Raw genomic sequence first — 23,078 nt, 5'->3', positions numbered from 1 at the left:
TTCGGTTCACGAGACCGTCACCGGGCCGGACCGCACCAGGCGGCGCACAACGCAGCTGCACAACGAAGTGGAGTTCACCGATGTCCAACACACCGCAGCCCAGCCCCCCGCAGCCCAGCACCCCGGGGGCAAGCACACCGGGGGCCGGCGCACCAAGGGCAAGCACCCCGGGGGCCGGCACAGCAGGGGCGGGCACGCCAGGAGCAGGCACGCCCGGCCGTTCCGCGCTCATCGTCGGGTACGCCCGTACCCCGTTCGTGCGTTTCAACGGCAGTTTCGCCACCATCCCCGCGCCTCAGCTCGGGGCGCACGCCATCACCGCGGCACTGCGCAGGGCCGGCATCAGCCCGGACCGCGTCGACATGGTGCAGGGCGGGCAGGTGGTGCAGGCCGGAGCGGGACAGAACCCGGCGCGGCAGGCGGCGGTGGGCGCGGGCATCCCGATGACGGTCCCCGCGATCACGCTGAACGCCGTGTGTCTCTCCGGCACGCTCGCGGTGGCGGCTGCGGCGAAGCTCATCGAAGACGGGGACGCCGACATCGTGGTGGCCGTTGGCCAGGAGTCCATGTCGCTCACGCCGCACGCCTGGGTCGGGTCGCGGGCCGGGCAGAAGTACGGGGCCGTCGAGCTCATCGACACGCTCGACCACGACGGGCTCACGGATGCCTTCGAGCACGTCTCGATGGGAGCATCCACCGAGGAGTACAACGGCAGGCTCGGCATCACGCGCGAGGAGCAGGATGCCTTTGCCGCCACCTCGCACCAGCGCCTCGCCGCCTCGATCGACTTTCTCGCCGGCGAGATCGAGCCGTTCGACGTGCGCGCGCGCAAGGGATCGACGACCTACTCGGTCGACGACGGCCTTCGCGCGGACACCACGGCGGAGTCACTCGCCGGCTTGCGCCCCGCGTTCGCCGGGAGCGGCACGATCACGGCAGGCAACTCCTCGCAGATCACCGATGGCGCCGCGGCCGTCGTGCTCGTAGGCGACGACGTCGACCTCACGGTCGCACCCCTCGCGAAGGTGATATCGACGGCATTCGTGGCCGGACCGGACAACTCGCTGCACGCCCAGCCGTCGAACGCGATCGCGGCAGCGCTGCGCAAGGCGGAGCTGCAGGCATCCGATCTCGCCGCGGTGGAGATCAACGAGGCGTTCGCGGCGGTCGCCGTGCACTCGACCCGGCAGCTCGGCATCGATCCGTCGATCGTGAACGCGCACGGCGGGGCGATCGCGCTCGGGCACCCGATCGGAGCATCGGGCGCCCGCATCGTGGGGCACCTCGCGCGACGGCTGCAGGAGCTGGGAGCGGGCGCGGGGAGCTACGGCGCCGTCGGCATCTGCGGCGGTGGCGGCCAGGGCGCGTCGGTGGTGCTGCAGGCGCTGTAGGAGCTAGGCGGCGAGCGCGTCGCCGACGAGGCGTCGCAGCTCGATGACGCCGCTGTCGGACCAGCGGGTCGGGTGCACCCGGTTGGTGAGCAGCGTCCACGCGCGGCCGGCGTCGAAGTCGATCCAGAGTCCGGTGCCGGTGAAGCCGGTGTGTCCGATGGTGGCCGGGCTGCAGGCATCCCCGCCCGACCAGCCCTCGTACGGGTGCTCCCAGCCGTAGGTGCGCCGCGGCCCGACGGCGGTGCGCATGAGCGCGAGCGCGTCGGGCGATGCGCCCGTGCCGTCGAGCAGCCCGCGTGCGTATCCGAGCACGGATGCCGCGGTGCCGAACAGTCCGGCATGCCCGGCCCCCTGCAGCGCCGCCGCGTTCTCGTCGTGCACGGTGCCCACGAGCATCCGTCGCCGCCACGGGCAGAACTCGGTGGCGGCGGCCTCGTCGGGATCGGCGGACCAGGCGAAGCCCTCGCCGGGATCCAGCTCGCGAATGCGGAGGCCCGACATCCGTTCCAGCACGAACCCGAGCAGCATGTAGTTGAGGTCGGAGTAGACGGGCTCTCCGTGGGGCCAGTCGCGCTGGATCACGAACGCGCGCAGCTGGTCCGGATCGGTGCCGTACGTATACACCGGGAACGTCGCCGGCAGCCCGCTGGCGTGCGTGAGGCAGTCGCGGGGCGTGATACGGCGCTGCCAGGCATGTGGGTCGAACTGCCGCAACTCGGTGAGCACGCTCGTGATCGGTGCGTCGAGGTCGAGGATGCCGCAGCTGGCGGCGTCGAGAATGCGCGGCGTGGTGAAGATCACCTTGGTCAGCGAGGCCAGATCGAACCACGTGTCGGTCGTCATCGAGCGTTCGGCAGGTTCGCGCTGGGCGAGGCCGGTGGCGCGGACGCGCACTCCGGAGGACGCGTCGGACGTCGCGCCGGATGCCGGCGCGGACGGCGTCACGGGGTCAAGCGTCCCGAAGTCGAGCGTGCCGAGCACGGCGCCGGGTATGCGGCCCGAATCGACCCAGTCCTGCACGATCGCGAATGCCCCGTCGAATCCCATGCCGGAAGCCTACGGCCGACCACGACGGCCGGTTCGGAGTTGGAGCCCTGCTCGCAGAACAGCAGTGATCCCGCTCTCGCATCGGGAACAGCAGGTTTTCTGCTGTTCCCGGCGACATCCGCTGTTTTCGCCGCGGCCCGAGCGCGAGTCGCCCCACAGCGTCGTACCCGATGCGTAGGGTGGCCGTCATGGTCGCGCGCATACAGGCGCTGGCGACGGCGGTGCCGCCGACAGTCCTCGAACAGGATTCGGTACGCGACGTGTTCGCGTCACAGCAGGGTCTGAGCCGGCTGGCGCAGAGACTCGTGCCCGCGGCGTTCAACGAGTCGGGCATCCGCACTCGAAGAACCGTGATCGAGGAACTGCGGCTCGACCGCAACAGCGACGACCCGGTGTTCTTCGACGGGTCCACCTGCACGTTGCTCACGCCCGGGACGAAGGTGCGCAACGACCTCTACATCGACGAGGCGACGAGGCTCGTGCTGCAAGCGGCGAAAGACGCTCTGGATGCCTGCGACATCTCCCCCGCGGATGTCACGCACATCGTCACCGTCTCGTGCACCGGCTTCTACGCCCCCGGACCCGACTTCATGCTGGTGCGCGACCTCGGCGTGAGCCCCTCGGCGCAGCGATTCCACCTCGGGTTCATGGGCTGCTACGCGAGCATGCCGGCGCTGAAGCTCGCCAAGACGTTCTGCGACGCCGATCCCGACGCGATCGTGCTCGTCGTCAGCGTGGAGCTGTGCACGCTGCACGTGCGCAGCTCCAGCGACCCGGACCAGATCGTCGCCTCGTCGCTCTTCGCCGACGGCGCCGGAGCCGCGGTGGTGTCGGCGCGCGATGTGGCGCACGGTCCGGCCCTGCAGCTGGATGCCTTCGAAACCATGATCACGCCCGTCGGTGAGCGCGACATGGCGTGGACGATCGGCGACGAGGGGTTCGAGATGATCCTCTCCACCTACGTGCCGCACATCATCGACGAGCACATCACGGGCGCGCTCGAGCCGCTCTTCGCACACGAGCCGGGCGTTCACGAGGAGCCGGAGCGGAGCATCCGGAACTGGGCGATCCACCCGGGCGGACGCAGCATTCTCGACAAGGTCGAGTCGCGCATGCGGCTTCAGCCCGCGCAGCTGCGGGCCTCGCGCGAAGTGCTGCGCGACTACGGGAACATGAGCAGCGCGACGATCCTGTTCGTGCTGCGGAGCATTGTGGACGAGGCGGTCGGGCGCGCCGGCTCCGAGGAGGGCCGCGCTGAAGCAGGGGCGCCGGAGCGGGTATGTGCGATGGCGTTCGGCCCGGGGCTCACCGTGGAGACGGCGCTGATGACGGTGCTGCCGAACGGATGAGCGTACTGCGGGCCATGGACCGGCGCGCGGCCGACCTCGTCGAGGCGATGGATGATCCGGCCTGCGATCCCACGCTGCTCGCCAACACGTACCGCCACTTTCGCACCGTGAACGCCGTCGTCTCCGGATGGCGCGGCACATACCGCCGCGTGCTGCGGCCGGTGCTGCGCGAGTTGCAGAACCGTGAACGCCCCGGCGAGCCGAGGAGCGTCGACGCGGGCCGCGTCCCTGGCGGCGGCAACCTCGACGACATGGCCGTCGGCGAGGCTGGCCGGGAGCGGCCTCTCACACTCCTCGACATCGGCAGCGGCGGCGGGGATCTCGCGATCGCGCTCGCGGGCTGGGCGCTGCGCGACGGCATCCGCCTCGAGGTCACCGGCACCGACCCGGACGAACGGGCGTTCCAGGCTGCGACGGCGCGAATGGCCGCGGCTGCGGCGGCGGCGGCCGCTGCCGAGACGGCGGGTCGCGGCGACCGCGGAGGTCGCGACGACCGCGCGGGTCGCGACGACCGCGCGGGCGACGGCGGCCGCGTGGAGCACAGCGATCACGCGAGGAACGGCGACCGCGCGGCGAACGCAGTGAAGTTCGTCAAGGCATCCACGTCGGAACTTCTGGATTCCGGCGCGCGATACGACGTCGTGGTCTCGAACCACGTGCTGCACCATCTGCGGCACGACACCGGTTCGTCGTCCGCGAGCGCGGCGGCCGTCGTCGGCGACTCAGCCCCGTCGCAGGACGAGCTGCTCGCGCTGCTCGACGACAGCGCCCGACTAGCGCGCCGCCTCGCCGTGCACTCGGACATCACGCGCAACCGCCTGGGCTACGTCGCGTTCTCGATCGGGATGGCTCCGTTCTTCCGCGACTCCTTCATCAGGGCCGACGGACTCATCTCCATCCGCCGCAGCTTCCGCCCCGACGAACTGCGGGAGTTCCTGCCGGAGGGCTGGCGGGTGGAAGAACCGTCGCCGTTCCGGTATCTGCTGGTGCGCGATGTCGACACCGACGATCCGGGTTCGGATGCCGGCGCGAACGGCGCGCAGACTGGCAAGCCGCGGCCGCAGGCGCAAGATCCGCAACCGCACGATCCGCAACCGCACAACGGCGAGACCGCCCGTGCATGACGTCGCGATCGTCGGCGGCGGGCCCGTGGGCGTCGCCACTGCGATCGCGCTGGCGCAGCACGACGTGGACGTGGTGGTGCTGGAGCGACGGACGCGCCCGCTCGAGCATTCCCGAGCCATCGGCATTCATCCGCCGGCTCTGGAGCTCTTCGAGCGCTGGGGATGTCTGCAGCCACTCCTCGAGGCCGGCCTACCGATCCGAATGGGCGAGGTGCGCTGTGGCGGCGCGGTCCTCGGGAGTCTCGTGTTCGAGACGACGGGGGGACGGCATCCGTTCATCCTGTCCGTGCCTCAGCAGATCACGGAGCGGGTGCTGCGGTGTCGGCTCGCAGAGCTGGCGCCGCAAGCGCTCGTCGTGGGGGCCGAGGCGACGGGACTCGAGGCGATCAGGGACGGCAGCGGCATCCTGGTGCGCACGACTCGTGGCGCTGTGAACGCGAGATGGGTGATCGGCGCCGACGGACCTCACGGCCTCACGCGTTCGTGCTTCAGCACGCGCCGCCGTATATACCCCGACCGGTATGTGATGGCGGATGCGCCGGACCACACCGCGCTCAACGGTGCCGTGCTGTTCTTCGAAGCGAACGGAGTGGTCGAGTCGTTCCCGTTGCCCGGTGGCATGCGGCGCTGGGTCATCCACCTGGGTTACGAGTCGGCGGCAGGCAGCACCGACGCGGGCAGCGTCAGTGGCGGCAGCAACGCAGGCGGTGCCAGCGGAGGTGCCAGCGTCGGCGAGGCCGCGGCGAAAACAGCAGAGATCGCACTCTCGCGCTCAGAACAGCAGGAATCTCGCTGTTCTGAGCGACAGTTGCTGTTTTCGGAGCACGCCGACGACGGCGAAGCGCTCGTGGGGCGTGCCACCGACGCGGATGCCTTCGCCCGCCTCGTCGGCGATCGCACCGGGATCGAGCTCGATCCGCGTGAGCTCACGACGCCCAGCCCGTTCGGAGTTCGGCACGCCCGGGCGGGGCCGTGGGACCCGAACGTGCTGAACGGATGCCTCGCCCTCGTCGGCGACGCTGCTCACGAGATCAGCCCGATCGGCGGCCAGGGCATGACACTCGGCTGGCTGAACGCGGCCGATCTGGCCGACGTGCTGGCGGACATCGTGGGCGATTCCGAGGGTGGCGGCGCCGATGGCCCAGGCCGCAGCGCCCAAGGTCCGGGCCGCAGCGGCGGAGGCCCGGGCCGCAGCGCCGACGACCCGAGCCGAGGCGCCAAAGGCCCGGGCCGAGGCGAAGGGGGACGCGGCACTCCCGACGACGCCCTCCGCGCCTGGGCGATCACCGCGGAACGGCGGCAGCGGATCGCGGCGAGGCAGGCATCCTTCAACACGGCCATGGGACGTCCCCGCGGGCCGGTCGCACTGGCGCTGCGCAACCTTCTCGTGCGCGGCATCGCCCTGCCGCCGCTGGAGAAGCGGCTGGCTCGCATCTTCACGATGGCCGCCCCCGCGCGGCTGGGCCGCTAGCTCACCGACTGGCCCGCGCATCCGCTCGCCCCACCGACCGTTCCACCGAGTGCACCCAAATGCTGCGCGCAAGGCGGGTGGACAGAGCCGTTTGGGTGCGCTGGTGAGCGCCGCCCCCGCTGAGTGCACGCAAATGCGGGCCAGCGCGCCCTGTAGAAGGGTCATCCCGGTGCACTCGGAGCCGACCGGGCCGCGGCGCCGGGACACGAGGCGGTGCCAGGGGCACCGCGCTACTTGTGCCCCGAGACCCAGTCGGCGATGCGGGCGATCGCTGACGTGGAGGTGCGGCCGCGGTCCTCGGCCCGATCCGCCATGCCGTACGCCTTGTACAGGCCGTTCACGGCGATGTACCGCAGCGGCTCGATCTCCCAATTGCGCACCCGATGCCCCACCCACGGCAGCGTGGTCAGCTCGGAGTAGCGCTCGAGCACCAGGTCGGCGAGCGTTCGCCCTGCCAGGTTCGTGGCCGTCACCCCGGTGCCGACGTACCCACCGGCCCATGCCAGGCCGGATGCCCGGGCCAGCCCCACCGTCGCCGCCCAGTCCCGCGGCACCCCGAGCACCCCGGACCAGGCATCCGCCACTCGCACGCCGGAGAGCACGGGGAAGAAGCGCACCAGCAGGTCGCGCAGCGAGCGCACCGTCACCCTCGGCGTGCCACCGTCCGGATCGAACCGCGACCCGAAGTGGTATGGCACGCCGCGGCCGCCGAACGCGATGCGGCCGTCCGCCGTGCGCTGCGCGTACATGTAGACGTGGGCGAGATCGCCGAGGGTGTCGCGATTCGCCCAGCCGATGGCATCCCACTGCGCATCGCTCAGCGGCTCGGTCACGATCAGCGACGAGTTCAACGGCACCCACGCGCGGTGCGCCCCGGGCAGTCGCGCCGTGAAGCCCTCGGTCGCGCGCACCACGACGTCGGCGTCCACGTTCCCACGTGCGGTGACGGCACGTGCCGGACGACCGACAGCACGTGGCTCGATCGCGGCGACCGTCGTGTTCTCGTGCAGTTCCACGCCCAGACGCTCGACGACCGAGGCGAGCCCCCGCACGAGCTTCGCCGGCTGGATGCGCGCGCAGTGCGGCTGCCACAGCCCTCCGAGCGTGCCGTCGACGGCGATGCGAGCGGATGCCTGACCCGCATCGAGAAGCTCGGCGTCGACATCCGTCCACCCGGCCTCGCCCTCGGCCCAGTCGTGCAACCGCGCCAGCTGTGCCGGATTGCGTGCCACGTTCAGCTCGCCGCCGAGCGCGATGTCGGCGTCGATGCCCTCGGCTTCGGCGACGCGGATCACCTCGTGCACGCTCGCCGTCATCGCCGACTGCATGGCTTGAGCACCGGCGCGGCCGTGCGAGGCGACGTACTGCTCGCGGCCACCGGTGACGGAGTTCGTCAGCCAGCCGCCGTTGCGTCCTGACGCCCCGTACCCCGCAAAGCGCTGCTCCAGCACCGTGACGCCCAGCGACGGCTGCGCCTTCTTCAGGTAGTACGCGGTCCAGAGGCCGGTGAACCCAGCGCCGACGATGCAGACGTCCGCGGTCGCGTCGCCATCGAGGGACGGCCGCGATGCAGAACCGGCTTCTGCGCCGGCGCCCGGAGAAGCGGGTGCCCCGGCCCCGGGCCCGAGTACCTGCGACAACCAGAACGAGACGGATGCGTGCGCCACAGTCGCCGACTCTAGTCACCGCTCGGCGCGCGAGGCCGTCCGCCCTGTTCAGGTCGCGCAAACTGGTGTTTCGGCCGCGATTTACCAACACTTTTCGCGACTTGAATCGGGCCGGAGGGGCTGGACCGGGTGGCTGAACGGGTGGGTGTCCGAACCGGTGGGAAGGGCTGAACCCGGCGGGCGGGTCCTGAACCGGTGGAGGGGCTGAACCGGCCGGAGGGCCGTGAACCGGCAGAGGGGCTGAACCGCGGATGTCTGAACCATCCGGGCGCGTCGGCGTCGACGACCTCACACCTCGGCCTCGTCGGACGTCTGCAGAATGTAAGACGAGAATGAGGAGCCGCACATGGACATCCGGCATGCCAAGGTCACATCGCCGCGGATCGCCGAGGGCATCGGCGAAGTCACGATCGTCGCCGACGGCGACTTGGTCACCGGCATCTATTTTCCGGGTCACTGGACGAAGCCGGACGCAGCGGCGTTCGGTCCGGAGACCGATGCGGCGTCGGATCCCGTGATCGCCGGCGCAGTAGACCAACTGCGCGACTACCTGCGAGGCGAGCGCGACACACTCGACTTCGCGACGCGCGCCGATGGGAACGACTTCGAGAAGCGGGTGTGGGCGATGCTGCGCGGCATCCCGCGCGGCGAGACGATGACGTACGGTCAGATCGCGGAGCAGCTCGGCGACCGCTCGCTCGCCCGCGTCGTGGGGCGGGCAGTCGGCCATAATCCGCTCTCGATCATCGTGCCGTGCCACCGCGTGGTCGGTGCCGACGGCAGCCTCACCGGCTACGCAGGCGGACTGGAGCGCAAGCGGTTCCTGCTCGAGCTCGAGGGCGCGCTGCAGGATGCCGGCCCCACGCTCTTCTGACGCACGCGCCCGCCTGCACCGCACTGGCAACCCGGTACCCGGCACCCGCGAGACATACCGATTCGGCCGAAACAGACCTCGAGGAAGCATGTCTCGGCCGAATCGGTATGTCTCAGTGCCGTGCGGTCACTCCTCGTTGCGCTGGGATGACACGGTGAGTCCGTCGAGCAAGACATCGGTCATTCGCGGACCCGTTCCGCCTGCGCTTTCCGCTTGATCATCGGCGAGACGACTGAGCGCATGAATGAGGTCCTCAGCGCTCACTCCGCCGCGAATCGTGCCCTCGCGCACGCCGGCATCGAGGATGCGCTGCACTCTCGGTGCAAGCATGCCGAGAAACTGGGTGGGCAGTTGCTGATAAGCAGGATCGCCGGAGTGCAGTGCGCTCGCGAAGCCGCGTTTCGTCGCCACGAACCGTGCGAGGCTCTCCGCCCACCGGCGCAACGCCTCCGGCGGCGCACACTCGGCGGCGAGACGGTCGGCTTCTGCCGCCGTGGCCTCGAGCTCTCGACGGAAGACGGCGATGATCAGGTCGGATCGCTGCGGGTAGTTGCGGTAGATCGTGCCCACCCCCACGCCTGCCCGCGCCGCGATGTCGCGCATCGGCGCGTCGACGCCCGATCGGGCGAACTCCTCCTTCGCAGCTTCGAGGACAGCCTCGGTGTTGCGTACCGCATCGGCACGCTTTCGGCGGGGGGCGCCCCCGGACGCGTCTGCAGCGCTCACGACAATTCCTCCGTGACAAACCGGAAGCACGTTCCGTATACTTGCGGACGAACGTTCCGTTTACGCTCAGCCTACCGCCCGGCACGGGACGAATCGCAATCAAGGGAGAACCATGCTCTATCGCCCGCTCGGCCGCACCGGAATCCAGGTGTCGCCGTTCGCGCTCGGCGCGATGATGTTCAGCTCGTTCGGCAACGGCGACCAGAAGGAGGTGAACGCGATGGTGAGCCGTGCTCTCGAGGCAGGCATCAACTTCATCGACACCGCCGACGCGTACGGCGACTCCGAGGAGATGCTCGGCCGCGCACTCGAGGGACGCCGCGATGATGTGGTGCTCGCCTCCAAGTTCGCACGCCCCATCGGCGACGATCCGAACCATCAGGGCGGATCTCGTCGCTGGATCATGACGGCAGTCGAGAACACGCTCCGCCGGCTTCGGACAGACCATCTCGACCTCTACCAGATGCACCGCCCCGACCCGCAGACAGACATCGAAGAGACGCTCTCCGCGCTCACCGACCTCGTGCGCAGCGGCAAGGTTCGGGCCATCGGCTCATCCGACATGCCCGCCTCGGAGATGGTCGAGGCGCAATGGGCTGCTGAGCGGCGTGGACTCGAACGCTTCCGCACCGAGCAGCCTCACTACTCGCTGCTCGATCGCACGATCGAGCGTGAGGTGCTTCCCGTCGCACAGCGATACGGCATGGGCACCCTGATCTGGAGCCCTCTGGCGAGCGGCATGCTCACCGGACGTATTCGCCGTGGCCAGGAGACCGACCTGCGCCGCACGCGCATGTTCGCTGCCCTTCGCGACAAGCGTCGCGTCGACGCGGTCGAGGAGTTCATCGTTCTCGCCGACGAGGCCGGAATACCGCTCACGCACATGGCGCTCGCCTTCGTCGTCGCGCACCCCGGTGTGACCGCCGCGCTCATCGGCCCACGCACCATGGAGCAACTCGATGATCTGCTCGCGGCTGCGGACGTGCGACTCACCGACGAACTGCTCGACCGGATCGACGCGATCACCGCTCCCGGCACCGGAATCGGCCGGATGGACCAGGAGTACGACACTCCGCCGATCGCATCCGCGACGCTGCGTCGCCGGCCTCTGCTCGAGCGTTCCGCCGCCTGACCGGGAGCCCGAGGCCCGCCGGCCACAGGCCACGTGAGACATACCGTATCGGCCGAGACGTGCCTCCTCGAGGGGTGTTTCGGCCGAAACGGTATGTCTCAGCGCTGCTCTTCCGAGGTGCCCTTCGGCGCTGCTCTTCCCGGGGGTGCCCTTCAGGGCTGCACTAGAGCAGGTTCGCCCTGTGCTCGCCGGTCAGTTGTTCCCCTTCGAGCAGGTCTGCGTGGCCGCCGTCTGGCCCTTGACGTCCTCGGGGAGCGCCACCGCGGTCGACGTAGCGGCAGGCGTCGACCCGCTCGAGGACGTGCCGTCCGTCGAACCGGTGCCGGTCGAATCGGTGCCCGTCGAATTGGTGCTGGAGGCATCCGTCGAGGCGTCGGCTGTGCCGGCCGCGCCCGACGCCTCTGATGCGTCCTCGGCACCGACGCCGGTGCCTCCGGTCAGCTGAATGGGCTGGTCGTTCTGGATGGCATTCATCAGAACGTCCGCAGAGTCGTGGTCGGCGACGACCTTGCCCGGGTAGTCCGAGTCGTCGCCCACGGGGTACTGCACGAACGTGATGTTGCTGTACTTGAGGTCCTTCGCGGCCATCGCGATCTGGTAGAGCGTGGTGACGTTGCTCAGCGAGTCGGACCACTGGATGTGCTGCTGCGCCGCCTTGACGATGCCCCACATCTTCACCGGATTGGTGAGCGTCTGCTTCGTCATCACCGTGCGCACCAGCGCCGAGAGGAAGACCTGCGTGTTACTGATGCGGCCGAGGTCGGACCCGTCGCCCACGCCGTAGCGGGTGCGCAGGAACTCGGCCGCTTGCATGCCCTGCAGCGTGGCCGTGCCGTCGGGCAGATCGAGGTTCGTGTGCTCGTCATGGATGCCGCCCCCGGTGATGCAGACCGGCACGCCTCCGATCGCATTCGACATCGCGACGACACCCTCGAAGTCCACGACGCCGGCGAACGGGATTTTCACCCCCGTCAGCTTCTCGATCGTGAGAACCGTGCACGCCACTCCGCCGTCGGACAGCGTCGTGTTCAACGGCTGGAACGACATCGCACTGTTCCACCCGCCGTCTCCGTCGGGGCACGACGGAATGGGGAGCATCAGGTCACGCGGAAAGCTCACGACCGTGGCGTGCGTGTGATCCTTCGAGAGGTGCACCAGCATGGTGACGTCGTTGAGGCCGGCCCCGGAGCTGTCGTCCGTGGTGCCCCACGCGCCGCCTTGCCCGGTACGAGTGTCGGAGGCGGTGAGCAGGATGTTCACCCCACCTTCCAGCGCTCCGATGTCGGGGACGGTGCCGAGCTTCTCCTCGCCGACGAGGTGCACGGTCGGTTTGACGTCGGAGACGAGGTTCGCGGCAGCGACACCGGCGATGCCCAGCACGCTCACGAGGCCGACGCTGGCGATGGAGGCCACGATCTTGCCGAACGTCTGCCAGGGATGCCGTTGCAGCTTGCCGTGTCGGGCAATCGTGCGCGGACGACGAGAATCGGACGCCTCCCGGCGTGCTCTCCTCGATGCGGTCACCGCACCAACCTACGGGCACCCCGGTGCAGCGACCAAGTCCGGCCGGTGCGCGAGTCGACGTGACCGCGTCATTCGGCGGGACGCAACCCCGGCCCCGCTCAGGCACTCGAAGCGACCGAGGCACTCGAAGCGACGGAGGCATTCGAAGCCACCGAGGCGTTCGAAGCGATCAGCGGTTGCCGCTCTCGGTGACATCCACTGCCACGAGACCGCCGAATCGATAGTGCACCGTCGCGCCGGGGCCCGGCTCCCCCTCGCTCAGCCTGTAGAGCGAGTGCAGCGGGTGCGGCGCCTCCTCCTCGACCGCCGCGCAGATCACGTCGGCGTCGTAGTCCTCGGGGTCGAGCTCCATCACCTGCCCATCGAACTGCCCGCCGTGCAGCACGGCGTGGAATGTCGGCCCGGAGTCCAGGATGTCCGTGAGCTCGCCGCGGAACTCGTCCACCGACAGCGATCGGTTGGCGCCCACCAGCAGCGCGACGCGCTCGATAAGGTCGGTGCACTGCCCGTCGGTCAGCGCGCGGACGGACTCGGCGAGCTCGCTGGCATCCAGCGCCGCGAGCAGCTGCTGGGGTGTCGGCTCGATGTCATCCATGCGCTCACGGTAAGTCGGTATGCCGCTTCGCGTGGATGCCGCGCGGCGGGTCGCGCAGACAGATCGCGTCGCCAGGGGGCCCGGGCCCACAGGCTCAGGCGCGGGGAACCAGGGCCGGCGGCGCGACGGAGTCGCGGATGACGACGTGCGTTCCCACGACCGTCTCGTCTCCGTCGCGCCGGCCGAAGCCGTCGTCGTCGGCGAGCGCGATCCGCACCGCCTCGCGCCCCATCTCTTCCAAAGGCACATGCACCGTCGTCAGCTTCGGCTTCAGCTCGAACGACTGCGGAATGTCGTCGTAGCCGACGAGCGAGACGTCTTCGGGGACGTGCAGGCCGGCATCCGTCATGGCCTGCAACGCTCCCGCCGCCACCAGGTCGTTCGCCGCGAACACAGCCGTGTAGTCGAGATCGAGCGCCAGCACGTCTTTCATGGCGCGATGGCCATAGCTTCGCCCGAACGCTCCTTCGCGGATGAGTTCCTCGTCGGGCTCGATGCCGCGGGACTTCAACGCCCTGCGATAGCCGTCGAGTCGAGAGACCGTGGTGGAGAGCCCGTGCGGCCCGCCCAGATAAAGGATGCGGCGGTGTCCCTGCGCCAGCAGGTGTTCGGTGAGGGCGAAGGCACCGCCCTCGTTGTCGTAGCCGACCATCTTGGTCGGCACATCCGCGCCGAGGGAAGGCCGGCCGCACAGCACCAGCACCGAGCCGATGGTGGCCAGAGCCCGTGCCCGCTCGGCCATCTTGCGGCGGGCGGCGGGCTCGTCATGGGCGCCGCCGACCACGATCACCGCGTCGGCCCTCTGCTCGCGCAACTGATCGATGAGATCGAGCTCCCGCGCCGCATCCCCGTGCGCGGTCGCGACGATGCAGAGCCGCCCGGCAGCCGCAGCCTCCATCTCCACACCACGCGCGACGTAGGAGAAGAACGGGTCGACCATGTCGTTGATGATGATGCCCACCGTGCGGGTGGCGGAGCTCGCGAGCGCCCTAGCGTGGGCGTTGGCGGTGTATCCGAGAGCACTGACCGCCTCGAGCACGCTCTCCTTGGTCGCGCGTGCCACCGGGTAGTCGCCGTTCAGCACGCGCGAGACCGTCGCGGTGGAGACGCCCGCCTGCTCGGCGACGTCCGCGATGGTGGCGGTGCGCCGACCACCGGGCTGTGCCGCGTTCCCGCGCGGGCTCATCGGTCTCCTCCCCTGCCTGCGCGAGCACGACGTGAGCGCCCCGTTTCGCGCATCACGCGATGTGCGCCAAGTCGCTCACGCGCACCTCGTGCTCGAACGGCAGGCCGGTAACCGCTCTGGCCACCTCGTCGACCGCCAGGTCGCCGAGTCGGTGCACCTCGTTGCCGAGCGCGCCGGCGATGTGCGGCGTGACGACCACGTTCGGCAGCGTGTACAGAGGCGACCCCGCGGGAAGCGGCTCGGGGTCCGTGACGTCGAGGTAGGCATCCAGTCGGCCCGAGACGAGTTCGGCGGTCAGCGCATCCGCATCGATCAGCTGCCCTCGCGCCGTATTGATCACCACGGCTCCATCGTGCAGCAAGGCGAGCTCCTCGGCACCGATCATTCCGAGTGTCGACTCGTTCGCGGGCGCGTGCACGCTCAGCACGTCGCTGCGCCGGCACAATTCCGGCAGCGGCACCCGTTCGACACCGAGCCGCAGCGCCTCGATGTCCGACAGGTAAGGATCGCTCACCAGAACACGCACGTCGTACTCCCGCAGCAGTCGAATCACCTCGCGGCCCACCCTCGAGGCGCCGACGAGCCCGGCTGTGACGCCGTTCGTTCCGATCGGATGCATGCCCTCGGTGCTGCGCACGCCGTGCGTCTGACGCAGCCGGGCCGCGAACACGCTGGCGCGCTTGAGACCGAAGACGATGCACGCCACGGTGAACTCGGCCACCGGAATGGCGTTCATCGCCGCGCAGCTGGAGACCCGGATGCCTCGGGAGAAGACCTCGCGGGAGAGGAACGTCTTCACCGTGCCCGCCGCGTGCACGATCGCTCTCAGCCGCGGCGCCGCGTCAATGACGTCGACGTCGATCGGTGGCGCCTCCCACCCTGTGATCATGATCTGCGCCTCTTGCAGGGCGGAGCGCGCATGCTCGTGCGCGAAGTCCGTGACCGGTTGCGGTCCGATCAGCGTCACGGTGCGCTCCAGTCGCGCTCGCGCCGTCGGCGAGAACACATCGGCGAGGGATTCCGGCGTCATGGCCAGAATCGCGGACGGTCGCGTGCTCGTCATCGTCGTCGATGTCTCCTCGTTCTGCATCAGGTCGTTCTGCATCAGGTCGTTCTGCGTCTGGTCGCTTTTGGCGCTCGTACTGCGCCCGGCCGTTCCGCGCCTCGTCGCACTGGCGACCGCTCGGCCCGGCGACTGCTCGTACTGCGCGGCGCTCGGACCCCTCCGTCCAACCGTCGCGTTCATGATAGTAACCGCTTACTAGACAGTGCAACGTTCGGATCACTATCTCCACAGCACGACGTCCCGAGTCATGGACGGCAGGATCCGAGAAATCCTTGTCTCGTGTGCGATTGCATGCGAGCAGGCCCGAGCTGTTGACAAACATCCGACCGCTGGCTACTTTGATCACTCGTAGCAAGCGCTTACCATTGCGAGATCGGAAAGCGCGGAGACAACGGCGTTGAGGAAAGGCGCGGCGCGAGGGCAAGCCATGAGCATCCAGCACGAGGTGGAGCGGGAACGGCACGCGTCTGTCGTCGTTCCAGGAACTGCATCGCTCACTCTTCCGGAGCCCGACCCGACCCTCTCTCCACTCACCGGCTGGACGCGCGAGCACTGGATCGCGGTCGCCGATCACTGGCTCGGCCAGGTGCGCCGCTATTCGAGCCCGCAAGGCGCGATGACGAGGCTGCCGGGGCGCGTGACCGTCGACGGAGTGCGTCGCGAGTGCATGGAGACCGTCTGTCGCTCGTTCCTGCTCGCGGCTCCGCGCATCGCCGGCACCGACGACGCGGCGACGGAGCAGCACCTCGAGTGGTACGTGCGGGCGCTACTGGCCGGCACCGCTCCCGACGGCGCCGAGTCCTGGCCGACCGGCGTGGCCTGCCGCACCCCGCTCTCGGGCGTGACGAACAGCATGGTCGAGGCGGCGAACGTGGCGTTCGGCCTGCACCTCACACGCGAGAAGCTCTGGGACCGGCTGACGCGCGCGGAACAGCGACAACTGGCATCCTGGCTCCTGCACCATGCCCGCCTGGAGGCGTGGCAGAGCAACTGGCAGCTCTTCCCGGCCATGGCGGAAGGCTTCCTGCGCTCGGTCGGCGAAGACGTCAGCGGCACGAACGGCGCCCGCAACGTGGGCCGTGTGGAGTCGTGGTACCTCGGCGACGGCTGGTACACCGACGGCCCGGAGCACGCGATCGACTATTACAACGCGTGGGCGATCCACCCCTACCTCTGGGCCTGGTATCGCATGACGGATGCCCAGAGCACGCCGGAAGGAGCCCGTCACCTCGAGCGACTGGCCGAGTTCGCGGCCTCGTTCGCCCGGTTCATCGCTCCCGATGGCTCGCTTCTGCACGTCGGGCGCTCGCTCACCTATCGCACCGCGGCGCTGGCCGCGCTCTGGTGCGCCGAGCTCTCCGGCGTGAACCCGCTGACGCCCGGCGCCACGCGGCGCCTGGCCTCCGGCGTGCTCGCGCGCTTCACCGAGAAGGGCGTCGGGGTCGACGGCCCGCTGAGCCTCGGCTGGTACTCCCCGTTCGAGCCGATGCGCCAGGACTACAGCGGCTTCGGTTCGCCCTATCTCGCCGGCATCGGCTTCCTCGGTCTGGCGCTGCCGGCCGACGCCGACGTCTGGACCGCGCGCGAGGAGCCGCAGCCCACCGAGACGACGACGTTCACCGACGGGATGCCGTCGGCCGGCTGGATCCTCGCCACTCCCGGTGACGGCGTGGTGCGCCTGGTCAACCACGGCAGCGACCACACCTGGATCCCGGTGGGCGACGATGTGGACGGCGACGACCCGCACTACGCCAAGTTCGCGTACAGCACGCAAACGGCGCCGGGCACGGCGACGGCCTGGACCGACGACGTGGACTCGCACTTCGCCCTGCTCGACGAGAAGGGCGTCGCGAGCCGGCGCAGCGCGTTGCGCGGCAGCCGGGTGGAGGGACAGGTCGCCGGGTCGGTGCACCTCCCGCAACGCGGCCGCCGGCTCCTCGACGGCTGCGCCGTGACCACCGTCTCGTTCGTGCACGGCGCGTTCGAGGTACGGGCGCACCTGGTCGTCTCGCCGCGGCGCTGGGCCGTGCGCGAGGGCGGATTCGCGATAGCGGATGCCCTCCCTCCGTCGCACGGTGCCGGTGCCCACCACGCGTGGGCGCGGGGTGAAGGCGGGATCACGGCGGCGTGCGTCGGCTTGCACGGGTATGGCGAGGCATCCGTCGTCGAGTACCGCGGGGCGAACGCGCTCGGGGAGCACTCCGCGACGCCGGTGCTGCTCGGCGAGTGCGAGCCGGGGTCGAGCGTCTTCGTCGCGCTCCACGTGCTCACCCGCACGGACGCCCCTCAGCTGGGTGGGGCCGGCGAGCCGGCGATCGATGCGTGGCGCGACAGCGTGCAGGTGCGCGTCGACGGCACACGCATCACCGTCACGTGGCGGGGTGACGAGCCGATCGAGTGCGACCTCGACACGTTCGTTCCGTGGGACCACCACACCGGGCCGAAGGCGGCGAACCTCTGATGGGCGGTCTCGAGTACGGGGCGCAGACGCACGAACCCCGTGACGACGCATCCATGCGGTCGTTCCGGCACGATCGATTCGGCCAGTTCATCCACTGGGGGCTGTACGCGCTGCCGGCCGGCAGTTGGGACGGCGTCACGTACGGCTTCGCCGCAGAATTCCTGCCGCAGTCGGCGACCATTCCGCCGGAGCGCTGGGCACGGCTCGGCGACGAGTTCACGGCGCCCGAGTTCGACCCGATGACCTGGGCACGAACCGCACGCGATCTCGGCGCTCGCTACGTCACGATCACGACCAAGCACCACGACGGCTTCTGCCTCTGGCCCAGCGAGTACACGGACTTCACCGTCGCCGCGACGCCGCTGAAGCGCGACGTGATCGGCGACCTCGTGCACGCGTACACCGACGTCGGTCTCGCCGTGCACCTCTACTACTCGGTGCTGGACTGGCACCACCCCGACTGGCGCTACAGCGTCGACACGCCCGCCGACCGGGATGCCTTCACCCGCTACCTGACGTTCGCCTCCGATCAGCTGCGTGAGCTCGCCACCCGCTACCCGGCCGTGCGCGGCTTCTGGTTCGACGGCACGTGGGACGAGTCCGTGAAGGCCAACGGCCGATGGACGTTGGAGACCGAGCGAATGCTCAAGGCGCTCATCCCCGGCGCCATCGTGAACAGCAGGCTGCGCGCCGACGAACACGGCACCCGCCATCGCGGCTCCGAGGGCGCCCTGATGGGCGACTACTTCAGCGGATACGAGCGCCGGCTGCCCGAGCCGTGGGACCGCTCGGTCACCGCCGAGGACTGGGAGGCCTGCATGACCATTCCGCAGAACTCGTGGGGGTACCACGCGGGCGCCGACGTCGCGCGCAGCCACAAGCATCCGCTCGAGCTCGTCGAACAGCTCGTGCACGCCGTGAGTCTGGGCGGCAACCTGCTGCTGAACTTCGGTCCGCGCGGCGACGGCTCTTTCCCGGAGTTCGAGCAGGATGTCGTGGGCACCGTCGGCGCGTGGCTCGCCGCGAACGGCGCGTGCGTCTACGGCTGCGGCGTGGCCGAGGGCTGGGACTATCCGGGCTGGGGGTTCTACACGCGCAACGCCGAGACCGGCGTGGTCTACGCGATCGTCACGCGCATCCCGGTCTCCGGTGCGGTCGTGCTGCAACTGCCGGAGGACATTCGGATCCACCGTCTCACGGCGCTCGACACGGGCGAGGCCGTCCCGTTCGAGCATCGCGGCGACCGCGCCATCCGGATCGGCGTGGACCGCGCCGCATCCGCTCCCCCGGTCTTCGCGATCGAGACGCGGCACCACGAGACCGCCCCGTCGGCCGAGGTCAATCCCGACCTCGCCGACGTCTGACGAACGGCGGCGCGAAGCGGCGCCGCGCCCATCCACGAAGACGCAGTACCGATCAATGAAGAAAGGTCACACGCCCATGCATCTCCCCGACACCCCCTCGTCGGCACGACGACGCCGGCGCGCGGGAACCGCTATCGCCCTCGCCGGGGCGGCCGCTCTGGCCATCGTGCCGGCCACGAGCAGCTTCGCGGCCGACTCCGCGCTCACACCCCCGGCCTACAAATCCGTCTCCACGGTGACGATGCCCGGCGCGATGACGTCGGACATCGCCGGCAGCGCGTTCGTCGGCAAGGACGGCGTGTTCCACTGGAGCACCGGCGACACCCCCTACGCGCCGAACAGCGGCTGGGCCAAGACGTTCACGAACGACGACTTCGGCGCCACGGCGGCAGGCGTCTCCAACGGATCGACGACCTCCGTCACCGCGAACGCGCACTTCGAAGACCCGGGCAGCATCTGTTACAAGGTCGACGAGTCGAGCGTCTTCCCGATCCCGTCGCCGCAGCAGGACGATCACTGCGACGTCATCGGCGTCTGGGTCGAGCCCACGAGCGGCGACTGGTACGCGCTGCTGAACGACGAGTACCAGTTCGATCCGTGGCAGACGAAGGGAGCGGATGCCACGGTCGCCGACAAGGTCAGCACCGGTCTGCACAACGACCGCATCCTGCTCGCCACGTCGAAGGACGAGGGCACCAGCTGGCAGTACCAGGGCCCCGTGCTCACCTCGCACTGGGACGACAACGACGCCAGCGGCAACGGCATCGTCGACGACACGTCGTCACCGGGCACGACGTATCCGTTCGGCGACTCCGGATGCCGCCTCTTCGTCGACTACTCGACGGGGTACTTCTACATCAGCTACAACGTCAAGATCTACAAGAAGCCGTACGCGAGCACGGTGGCCAGCTGGACCGAGATGGCCAGGGCGCCGATAAGCGAGAACATGGCTCCGGGCACCTGGGAGAAGTACTACGACGGTTCGTGGGACCAGCCCGGGCTGGGCGGCATCGACGGCAGCGTCGGCGGCCCCGCAGGAATGGGCATGTCGTACGACCCCGCGACGGATGCCGTCTCCTACTCGGGTACGAACTCCGACGGTGCGAAGGTGAGCGTGCAGGCGTCCTCTGTCGCGAGCGATCACATCCTGAAGTTCCGCGACGCCGACGGCAACCAATACACGGCGAACACCTTCGCCCACACGATCGTCGACGCCTCCGGCGCCAGCGTTCCGGCCGTGGACTACACCGATCCGATCACGGGCGAGAGCGTGAACGTCGTCGCGAAGGACGACGTCTACCAGGACGGCAAGAAGGTGTTCACCGGCGGCATCTACGTCACCTGGACCAGCCCCGACACCGGCCAGCAGACCGTGCAGCAGATCATCACCGGCACCTCGTACTGGGAGGACCCGGACTCCGGGCTGCTCTTCCACCTTCCGCTGGGCAACAACGAGTCCGCGATCAGCTACGACGCCTTCTCCGAGACATACCGCATCGTCGGTTACGACGGCAACGTCTACGACACCGCCGACCTCGGCGACCCCTCGTCGTGGCAGGTCGTCGGCACGCTCCCCGACGGCTCGTACGGCGGATACCTCACCACGCTCGACTCGGGCAGCCTCACCAACCAGAACGTGACGGGGTCGTCATTCCTGACGCTCTCCGACATTCCCGGTGGCGCCGTGACACGGGTGGCGATGACGCCGCACACGGACCAGAAGGTCTACACGGTGCACCGCGATCCCAAGGATGTCGACGGTGCGACCGTGGATGCCTCGACCCCCTACACGATCACGATCGGTGACAAGATGCTCGGCCCCCACGGCACGAGCGACACGTCGACGCAGTGGAAGCTCGTGACGGTGGACGATCCGGACTACGCGTACGGCAGCGGCTTCTACCGGCTGCAGAACGCGGCCGACGGCAGCTACCTGCAGGTCAGCGGGTCCTCCGCCGCCGCGCAGCGCGCCATGGGCGCCACGGCGGCCGACGGCGCAAAGCTGCCCGACGCCGACCCGGCCGGCAACGGTGGCTTCGGCAGCCCCGGCGGCAGTGACGAATGGTACGTGCAGGTCGTGGCACCTCACTCCCCGGCGAACGCGAGCAGTTCGGGAGCGAAGGCGGCGACAGCGACGGAGGCCGCTGCATCCATGAGCTCCACATCACTGGCGGGTTCAACCACCTACCGGCTCGTGAATCGCAACAGCGGCCTGGCGCTGGTGTACGAGGACGGCGCGTTCCGACTGGAGCAGCAGAGCCCCGGGGACGCCTCGCAGTACGTCACGTTCGATACCGACCCGGCGCAGTCCACCGGCGGCGACCAGGGATCCGGAGACCAGGGCGACCAGGGTTCGAGCGACCAGGGATCCGGTTCGCAGGGATCCGGTTCGCAGGGCGGACAAGCCTCCGACCCGGCCGGCACGGGTGCCGACCCCGCCGCCGACGGAGCGGACCTGGCGAGCACCGGATCCGACGTGCTCTGGCCGGCGCTGGGATCGCTCGCGGTGCTGGGCGCCGGGGCGGGCATCCTCGTCGCACGGCGGAAGCGCCGCATGCAGTGACCGCGCGACACCACGAGAAAGAACATTCCGAAACGACAGTTCCCGCTGTGCGGGAACGCCGATGAGAAAGGCAACACAGTCATGGCACATCAGGACAAGCCCACGATCGTGCGGCGCGACTTCTTGCGCGGCGCACTTGCGCTCGGCGTGATGGCACCGGTGGGGATGGCGCTCGCCTCGTGCGCCTCCCCCGCCGATGGCAGCACCGGATCGAACACCACCAGTGCCTCGTCGAAGAACCCGTTCGGCCTGAAGAACGACACCTCCATCGAGGTGTACATGTTCAACGGCGGGTACGGCTACGACTGGGCGACGTACGCCGCAAAGGAGGTCAAGAAGCGGTTCACGGGCATCACGACGACGGTCACTCCCACGACCGACATCGGCAAGGCACTACAGCCGCGCTTCGTGGCGGGCAACCCGCCGGACCTCGTGTGCAACGCGGGCGGCGATCAGATTCCGTTCGTCTCGATTCTGAACGAGCTCGAGACGCTCGACAGCATGTTCGACATCCACAACTACGAGGGCGAGCGCATCGGCGACGCCATCTATCCGGGCGTGAAGAATGCCGGCACCTACAACGACAAGTTCGTCGCCTTCAACTATGTGCTCACCATTTACGGCATCTGGTACTCGGCGAGCCTGTTCGAGAAGGAAGGCTGGGAGCCGCCGAAGACGTGGGACGACACCCTCGCGCTCGGGGCCAAGGCGAAGAAGAAGGACAAGTACCTGTTCACATTCGGCAAGGAGTCGGCCTCGTACTACCAGACGCTGGCCATCAACTCGGCGGTGAAGCAAGGCGGCACCGGCATCATCACGAAGCTGAACAACGGCGACTCGAGCGCCTGGGACGACGACGCCGTGCAGGGCGTCTTCGATGCGCTCGAGAAGGCGGTCAAGAACGGCTACTTCATCCCCGGCGGTTCCGGCACGCAGTTCACCGCAGCGCAGGCCAAGTGGAGCAACGACGAGCAGGCCATCCTGTACCCGTCGGGCAGCTGGATCTAGAACGAGATGAAGAAGGCCACCAAGAGCGGATTCAAGATGACAGCCGCACCGTAGCCGATTCTCGACTCGAGCTCGAAGCTGCCGTACGAGGCCGTGCGCAGTTCGGCGGGCGAGCCGTTCACGGTGCCGCTGAAGGGCAAGAACCCGGCAGGAGCCAAGGAGATTCTGCGGGCGCTGCTGTCGAAGGATGCCGCGGCCAACTTCTCGAAGACGCGCCTGGCTCCGACGGTGGTCAAGGGAAGCGTGCAAGACGGCGGCTACGGTTCGACAGCCCTGCAGTCCGTGACGAAGATGATCGACGACGCCGGAAAGAGCGTCTTCGACTACAACTTCGACGCGAAGTACGGTCTGGGCTCCGACCAGCTCGTCGCCTGGAACGGATTCCTCTCCGGCCAGCTCGACACGAAGGGTCTCACCTCGAAGCTCAAGACGCTGCTCGACAACGCGCAGAAGAGCTCGTCGTAATACACGTCGATGACAGTCAATGAGGGGGGCGGGATACCGCTCCCCTCATGGCGTTGTGAAGACTC

18 protein-coding genes are annotated in these 23,078 nt (G+C 69.1%); 11 read left to right on the top strand and 7 right to left on the bottom strand.

The features are described 5' to 3' along the window. The first annotated feature begins 80 nt into the window (after nt 1-80). Complete coding sequence (locus H623_RS0106225) at nt 81-1,391, top strand: acetyl-CoA C-acyltransferase (RefSeq protein WP_022900083.1); 1,311 nt, start codon at nt 81-83, stop codon at nt 1,389-1,391. Between the two features lie 3 nt (nt 1,392-1,394). Here the strand turns inward: H623_RS0106225 and H623_RS0106220 are convergent, their stop codons facing one another. After that, nucleotides 1,395-2,438: a serine hydrolase domain-containing protein gene (locus tag H623_RS0106220; RefSeq protein ID WP_022900082.1), complete on the bottom strand. Its 1,044-nt coding sequence runs from the start codon at nt 2,436-2,438 to the stop codon at nt 1,395-1,397. Between the two features lie 188 nt (nt 2,439-2,626). Between H623_RS0106220 and H623_RS0106215 the strand changes: the two genes are divergently transcribed. From H623_RS0106215 to H623_RS22155, 3 genes are read left to right on the top strand one after another with little or no spacing between them, the layout of a single operon-like run. After that, the gene (locus tag H623_RS0106215; protein ID WP_026939986.1) at nt 2,627-3,787 is read left to right on the top strand and encodes a type III polyketide synthase; all 1,161 of its coding nucleotides are present in this window, start codon (nt 2,627-2,629) and stop codon (nt 3,785-3,787) included. Next, nucleotides 3,784-4,911 (top strand): methyltransferase domain-containing protein, encoded by a 1,128-nt coding sequence (locus tag H623_RS20910; RefSeq protein WP_211217974.1) that lies wholly within the window; start codon nt 3,784-3,786, stop codon nt 4,909-4,911. The genes H623_RS0106215 and H623_RS20910 overlap by 4 nt, the downstream gene beginning before the upstream one ends. Continuing rightward, nucleotides 4,904-6,382 carry an FAD-dependent oxidoreductase gene (locus tag H623_RS22155; protein ID WP_022900079.1) on the top strand — a complete coding sequence of 493 codons (1,479 nt, stop codon included), beginning with the start codon at nt 4,904-4,906 and terminating at the stop codon, nt 6,380-6,382. The genes H623_RS20910 and H623_RS22155 overlap by 8 nt, the downstream gene beginning before the upstream one ends. 230 nt (nt 6,383-6,612) lie before the next feature. On the opposite strand, the gene H623_RS18195 is transcribed toward H623_RS22155, so the two are convergent. After that, nucleotides 6,613-8,049 carry an NAD(P)/FAD-dependent oxidoreductase gene (locus H623_RS18195; protein WP_022900078.1) on the bottom strand — a complete coding sequence of 479 codons (1,437 nt, stop codon included), beginning with the start codon at nt 8,047-8,049 and terminating at the stop codon, nt 6,613-6,615. A 346-nt stretch (nt 8,050-8,395) separates the two neighbouring features. Here H623_RS18195 and H623_RS0106195 point away from each other — a divergent pair, with 346 nt between their 5' ends. Then, nucleotides 8,396-8,923 (top strand): methylated-DNA--[protein]-cysteine S-methyltransferase, encoded by a 528-nt coding sequence (locus H623_RS0106195; RefSeq protein ID WP_022900077.1) that lies wholly within the window; start codon nt 8,396-8,398, stop codon nt 8,921-8,923. A 126-nt stretch (nt 8,924-9,049) separates the two neighbouring features. Here the strand turns inward: H623_RS0106195 and H623_RS0106190 are convergent, their stop codons facing one another. Next, entirely contained in the window at nt 9,050-9,649 is a 600-nt protein-coding gene (locus tag H623_RS0106190; protein ID WP_022900076.1) for a TetR/AcrR family transcriptional regulator, read from the bottom strand. Between the two features lie 112 nt (nt 9,650-9,761). Here H623_RS0106190 and H623_RS0106185 point away from each other — a divergent pair, with 112 nt between their 5' ends. After that, nucleotides 9,762-10,781: an aldo/keto reductase gene (locus tag H623_RS0106185; RefSeq protein WP_022900075.1), complete on the top strand. Its 1,020-nt coding sequence runs from the start codon at nt 9,762-9,764 to the stop codon at nt 10,779-10,781. A gap of 192 nt (nt 10,782-10,973) precedes the next feature. Here the strand turns inward: H623_RS0106185 and H623_RS0106180 are convergent, their stop codons facing one another. The 4 genes from H623_RS0106180 to H623_RS0106165 all read right to left on the bottom strand — a co-directional run bounded on the left by H623_RS0106180 (nt 10,974) and on the right by H623_RS0106165 (nt 15,332). Beyond that, the gene (locus H623_RS0106180; RefSeq protein WP_022900074.1) at nt 10,974-12,305 is read right to left on the bottom strand and encodes an LCP family protein; all 1,332 of its coding nucleotides are present in this window, start codon (nt 12,303-12,305) and stop codon (nt 10,974-10,976) included. Between the two features lie 169 nt (nt 12,306-12,474). Then, nucleotides 12,475-12,900 carry a hypothetical protein gene (locus H623_RS0106175; protein ID WP_022900073.1) on the bottom strand — a complete coding sequence of 142 codons (426 nt, stop codon included), beginning with the start codon at nt 12,898-12,900 and terminating at the stop codon, nt 12,475-12,477. 94 nt (nt 12,901-12,994) lie between these two features. After that, nucleotides 12,995-14,086 carry a LacI family DNA-binding transcriptional regulator gene (locus tag H623_RS0106170; RefSeq protein WP_022900072.1) on the bottom strand — a complete coding sequence of 364 codons (1,092 nt, stop codon included), beginning with the start codon at nt 14,084-14,086 and terminating at the stop codon, nt 12,995-12,997. A gap of 52 nt (nt 14,087-14,138) precedes the next feature. After that, the gene (locus H623_RS0106165; RefSeq protein ID WP_022900071.1) at nt 14,139-15,332 is read right to left on the bottom strand and encodes a hydroxyacid dehydrogenase; all 1,194 of its coding nucleotides are present in this window, start codon (nt 15,330-15,332) and stop codon (nt 14,139-14,141) included. 247 nt (nt 15,333-15,579) lie between these two features. Here H623_RS0106165 and H623_RS18190 point away from each other — a divergent pair, with 247 nt between their 5' ends. The 5 genes from H623_RS18190 (at nt 15,580) to H623_RS22150 (ending at nt 23,013) form a co-directional block, all read left to right on the top strand. After that, nucleotides 15,580-17,613 carry a DUF2264 domain-containing protein gene (locus tag H623_RS18190; protein ID WP_022900070.1) on the top strand — a complete coding sequence of 678 codons (2,034 nt, stop codon included), beginning with the start codon at nt 15,580-15,582 and terminating at the stop codon, nt 17,611-17,613. Further along, nucleotides 17,613-18,977 (top strand): alpha-L-fucosidase, encoded by a 1,365-nt coding sequence (locus tag H623_RS18185; RefSeq protein ID WP_022900069.1) that lies wholly within the window; start codon nt 17,613-17,615, stop codon nt 18,975-18,977. Before H623_RS18190 ends, H623_RS18185 begins: the two co-directional genes overlap by 1 nt. 76 nt (nt 18,978-19,053) lie before the next feature. Further along, nucleotides 19,054-21,540, top strand: a complete 2,487-nt coding sequence (locus H623_RS0106150; protein ID WP_157560891.1) for a hypothetical protein — start codon at nt 19,054-19,056, stop codon at nt 21,538-21,540. Nucleotides 21,541-21,621: 81 nt separating this feature from the next. Next, complete coding sequence (locus H623_RS20710) at nt 21,622-22,548, top strand: substrate-binding domain-containing protein (protein ID WP_245558917.1); 927 nt, start codon at nt 21,622-21,624, stop codon at nt 22,546-22,548. Between the two features lie 93 nt (nt 22,549-22,641). After that, nucleotides 22,642-23,013 (top strand): hypothetical protein, encoded by a 372-nt coding sequence (locus tag H623_RS22150; protein ID WP_245558915.1) that lies wholly within the window; start codon nt 22,642-22,644, stop codon nt 23,011-23,013. The last annotated feature ends 65 nt before the right edge of the window (nt 23,014-23,078 follow it).

This window comes from Humibacter albus DSM 18994, assembly GCF_000421825.1.
GTDB lineage: Bacteria > Actinomycetota > Actinomycetes > Actinomycetales > Microbacteriaceae > Humibacter > Humibacter albus.
The sequence above is the reverse complement of the archived record's forward strand: the minus strand, read 5'-3'. Positions and strand labels throughout refer to the sequence as shown.